This window comes from Okeania sp. SIO2B9 (assembly GCF_010672505.1).
GTDB classification, from domain to species: domain Bacteria; phylum Cyanobacteriota; class Cyanobacteriia; order Cyanobacteriales; family Microcoleaceae; genus Okeania; species Okeania hirsuta.
On the sequence record NZ_JAAHGK010000545.1, the window covers coordinates 1 to 4,802 of the forward strand.

General features: G+C 37.8%; 3 protein-coding genes. 1 reads left to right on the top strand and 2 read right to left on the bottom strand.

The window, feature by feature from the left end; translation table 11 throughout:
- Positions 1–483 precede the first annotated feature (483 nt).
- Entirely contained in the window at positions 484–750 is a 267-nt protein-coding gene (locus F6K13_RS18775; RefSeq protein WP_124145360.1) for a transcriptional regulator, read from the top strand.
- Between the two features lie 418 nt (positions 751–1,168).
- On the opposite strand, the gene F6K13_RS18780 is transcribed toward F6K13_RS18775, so the two are convergent.
- Complete coding sequence (locus F6K13_RS18780; RefSeq protein WP_124154737.1) at positions 1,169–1,702, bottom strand: type II CAAX prenyl endopeptidase Rce1 family protein; 534 nt, start codon at positions 1,700–1,702, stop codon at positions 1,169–1,171.
- A gap of 97 nt (positions 1,703–1,799) precedes the next feature.
- Positions 1,800–4,763, bottom strand: a complete 2,964-nt coding sequence (locus F6K13_RS18785) for a HEAT repeat domain-containing protein (RefSeq protein WP_287287992.1) — start codon at positions 4,761–4,763, stop codon at positions 1,800–1,802.
- Positions 4,764–4,802 lie beyond the last annotated feature (39 nt).

The following is a 4,802-nucleotide window of genomic DNA, read 5'->3' on the forward strand; positions in this document are numbered from 1 at the left end:
GTTGTGGTTATCAGTTGTAATTGTAGTCTTGAAATTTTAATTTTATTTAGGTGTGTAGTTGCGTTAAACGCGCCTACAAATAAAGACTTTTTTTATAAATAATTATCTGAATATTATATTACCTATATTATATTCAGTAGGATCTATCATTGCTGTAAAGAATAGACAATTTTGATAATAATTGTTTTGGTCAAAACTTATTTATCTAATTGAGCAATAAAATCATATCAAATCCGGTTAAACAGCCATAGAATGGTTAAGTTAGGAGGAGTCAGGAGTCAGGAGTCAGGAGTCAGGAGGAGAAAGAATTACAAAGATAAACGTAGTTATGGCGATTGAAGATTTTTTTTATGTCCAATTAAACGGATTTGATATCAATCATTAATTATTGCTTTTTTTCTTACTTATTCCTTTTCTAAAGCACTTGTAATATTCTTTTTTTATCAAATTATATATAGTTAAAAATAATCAGGAAAATGCACAATGAAAATTGATATTGATATAATGACTCGCTATTTACATAGAATGCGAAATCAACCAGGGTGGGCTTCTCTAAACGAAGTTGCGACATCTATGAATATGGATAGAGCTACATCTAGACGCTATACGAAAACAGCAGAAGAATGGGAATTAATTGAGCGTCAACATTTAGAAAATCAGCCTACTCAAATTCAAGCAACTAAGAAATTAATAGAATTAGAGTCTGGAGAAGTCCGAAAAATTGTACAGGCAAATTGTCAAGATTTTTAGTTTTATAGCAGAGGGAATAAGTAAGAAGGAATAAGTAAGAAGAAAGAGGGAAGTGTGGGAATAAACTCGGCAAACTATAAATAAATTGGTTAATGCTATTGTAGAAAAAACTGGAGAGTTTGAATGTCTAACTCCTGAAGCTTTTATTAATAAATATATTGAATATCATGTTCTGTAGAACATTTATAATCAGGCTCGTAGTTGGATTTTAGTCCTAATACAAATATTGTCAGGACTAGAGCAATACTACAAACCATATAATTTATTATTAAGTAATGATCCGATGAAGCTTTTATTAATAAATATATTGAATATCATGTTCTGTAGAACAGTTATAATCAGGTTCGTAGTTGGACTTTAGTCCTAATAAAAATATTGTCAGGACTAGAGCAATACTACAAACAAAAACTTGATAATATTAGTTACTTCCATACAATTTTTCTTTACCACCTAACGAATATTGCCAAATTACAACTACTGCCCAATGAATAATTACCATAACCCACAAACAACCAGTTAATTGATAAGCTACTGTACATACTAATCCTAAAATTCCTGTTAATGTCAAAAAAATCGGTTTCATAAAAGTTGGGTTTCCTTGGGGATGGAAAGTTAGAGCATTTATTGGATGATAAATAATAAATAAAAATAAACTTAATGTTGCCCAAAAACACCACATAATAGTTGAAATTTTCTCGGTGGGATGAGGCAATAACAAAACTCTAAATATTGACTCTTCTATTAGAGATGGCATAAAAAAGATTGCTAATAACCCCTGAAATAATTGTTTGAGATTACGAAAGCTTTGACTAACTCGTAAAAATCTAGAATTAAAGCCTAACGGTAAGGCGATCGCTCCATAAATTAACAATGTTATTCCTACCACTAACCAATCTTGAGTATTCATGGGTCGAGAAGCAAATATTAGACGCTCAATTAAGGTGGAAATCATAGGAAGTTGCCCTGAAGTTTATGGAAATATTGCTGTTATATTAGGTGAGTATAAGTACTATGACTAATTCTAACAGAAAGCATAAGTACCAAAATAACTAACGAGGTTTTTTCAATTTAGATGAAGAATGCCAAGCTTGATAAAATTCTGGGTAGGGGAGAGTTTGGGCACATTTCCAGATTATTTTGTAGCAATTATCGAAGAGATTGTTGTTAATTAGGTCGTCTATAACTAAAAAGTAATCTTTTAAAGATGTAACGACTTTTTTGATCTCCTTTTCCGTGCCAATTTTCCCTAAGCTTGCTGCTGCTAACCAGCGAGTATCATCAGCAGTAGACTCCAACAAATCCACCAACGCATCAATGGCTTTCTGATTGCCCGTGCCAATTTCCCCTAAACTTGCTACTGCTTGGTAGGGAGTATAATAATCAGCAGTAGACTCCAACAAATCCACCAATGCATCAATGGCTTTCTGATTGCCCGTGCCAATTTCCCCTAAACTTTCTGCTGCTCGCCAGCGAGTATCATTATCAGTATTTAACTCCAACAATTTCACCAAACCATCAATAGCTTTCTGATTGCCGGAGTCAATTTTCCCTAAACTTGCTGCTGCTTGCCAGCGAGTATAATAATCAGCAGTAGACTCCAACAAATCCACCAACGCATCAATGGCTTTCTGATTGCCGGGGTCAATTTCCCCTAAACTTGCTGCTGCTAGTACCCTGGGAGTATCATCAGCATTAGACCTCAACAAATCCACCAAAGCATCAATGGCTTTCTGATTGCCGGGGTCAATTTCCCCTAAACTTGCTGCTGCTTGCCAGCGAGTACAATTATCAGCAGTAGACTCCAACAAATCCACCAAAGCATCAATGGCTTTCTGATTGTCCGTGCCAATTTTCCCTAAGCTTATTGTTGCTACCATGGGAGTATCATCAGCATTAGACCCCAACAAATCCACCAAAGCATCAATGGCTTTCTGATTGCCCGTGCCAATTTCCCCTAAACTTTCTGCTGCTTGCCAGCGAGTATCATTATTAGTATTTGACTCCAACAATTTCACCAAACCATCAATAGCTTTCTGATTGCCGGGGTCAATTTTCCCTAAACTTGCTACTGCTCGCCAGCGAGTATAATAATCAGCAGTAGACTCCAACAAATCCACCAAAGCATCAATGGCTTTCTGATTGCCCGTGCCAATTTTCCCTAAGCTTTCTGCTGCTTGCCCGCGAGTATCATCATCAACAGTAGACTCCAACAAATTCACCAAACCATTGATAGTATTTTTCCTTGGAGTCTCTAGTAAAACATTTCTAGATGCTACACCTATTTCATTGAAACGGTTATTACAATGCCAGTCAATTATTTTTTCAACTACTTCATTTGTTTGAGTGCAGTTGCTAAATTCACCAATTCCAGCAGCAGCAAGAAAATAAGCTTGATATTCATAAAAACCCCTAATTCTTATAAGTGGTCTTGGAATTTCACCAAATTTTTTGAAGGGGTTGATTTTTATTATTATGATAAATATTATGGTAAATATGTTTATTATCGTTATTAAAAAGTAGAGGCACCCATCCTTAAACTTAGTTAAAGCCTTAATAAACTCCTCTTTCTCTTCCTCCTTCACATCCTCTCGCCCTAACCACAACAAAATTACCTGCTTCCACTGCGGCTCAAAAATTCGATAACGTCTCCCCTTCACTGGCTTATTCTTGTGTTTGCGAGGCAAGAAAAAATCCCAATCGGCGATCGCCAAAGCAGCAAAATATTCCTCAAACGTGGCATGAAAAAAAGCATAAACCTTTTTCGTCGGTGACTCTGCCGCCACCCCCACATTATTCAGCCATCCAATTTGCAACGCCAGATAAAACAGAGAATTTTCATCATCAATATCCCCCAACCTCTCAACAATAAAATCCTCACGCAACCGAAAACGACTCCCACTAGAGTCAATATCATCCTTCGCCAACCTACCCAAAGCCAGATTTAACTCCCGTCGCTTACTTTCCTTCATTGGAAAAAGAACACACTTCCACCGATAAAACTGCTCCACAAACTGACCATACAATTCCGCTTTCGTCTCCGGCAAACTTCCTTCATATAACTGCCAATTCTGACACAACAGCGCCAACCGCAGAGGATTTTGCACCAAATCTCGCACCCGCACTTTTTCCTCCTTCCCCAATTCCACCTTTAAGCGATCGCCCTTACTATTCTCCCCCCTTACAAAGTCTTGCTCTTGCTCTTGCTCCCCCCTTTCAAAGGGGGGTTGGGGGGGATTAAAACGGGGTTGAGGGGAATTAAACCAATTATCAATAAACTGCTCTACCTGCTGAGGATAATCAAAATCCAACAACCGAAAAGTCTCAAATTCAGACAAATGATTCACATCTGCTTGCCAAACATTCAGACGACAAGTCAACACCACCCGCGCTTTACCCACCCACCCCAAAAGTTGACGAGAAATATTTTGCAAAGTCTGACTGCCAGAAGTAGCAATTTCATCCACCCCATCCAACAACAACCACACTCGCCCCCGCTCAAATTGTTCGGTAAAATTATTCCACACCTTCTCACCAGAGAAAGAAACAGCAGCAGACAGCCAAGAATTGAGCAAATAATCCTCAAAACTCCTCAAATTCCCACCTTGAGTCAAATCTGCCAAAGAAACCCACACAGGCAAACCCAATTCTTGCTCCAATATCCAATTCGCAATAGTTTGTAGCAGAGTAGTTTTTCCCGCCCCCGGTTCCCCAATTAAAGAAATTCTTTGACCTTGACTTTTACCTTGTTTTTGCTGTAAAATCTCTTTTAAGAAAGTATTGTGGGTAAATCTTTGCTTTTCCTCATATTGGGGTTCATAAAGTTTCGTTCCCTGTTCGGGAGATAACCCATCTTGTTCTCGTTTCTCAGGTTTTTTCCGTTCCACCAGTGCCAGGGGAACATAAATTTGTTCTCGGTGTTTTTTTGCCTCCTCATCATCGTGAAATAGGGAATTACTGGTTAGTTTATTATTCAGCATTTCCCGACAAATATCTTGCCATTCCTTGAGACTCAATTCTCTACCCTGTTCGGGCGAAGTCAGTCAATAAGTTGG

What these genes read in the sequence shown, in the direction of transcription:
- F6K13_RS18775 (WP_124145360.1), top strand. Translation starts at nt 484, where the DNA reads ATGAAAATTGATATTGATATAATGACTCGCTATTTACATAGAATGCGA.
- F6K13_RS18780 (WP_124154737.1), bottom strand. Translation starts at nt 1,702, where the DNA reads ATGATTTCCACCTTAATTGAGCGTCTAATATTTGCTTCTCGACCCATG.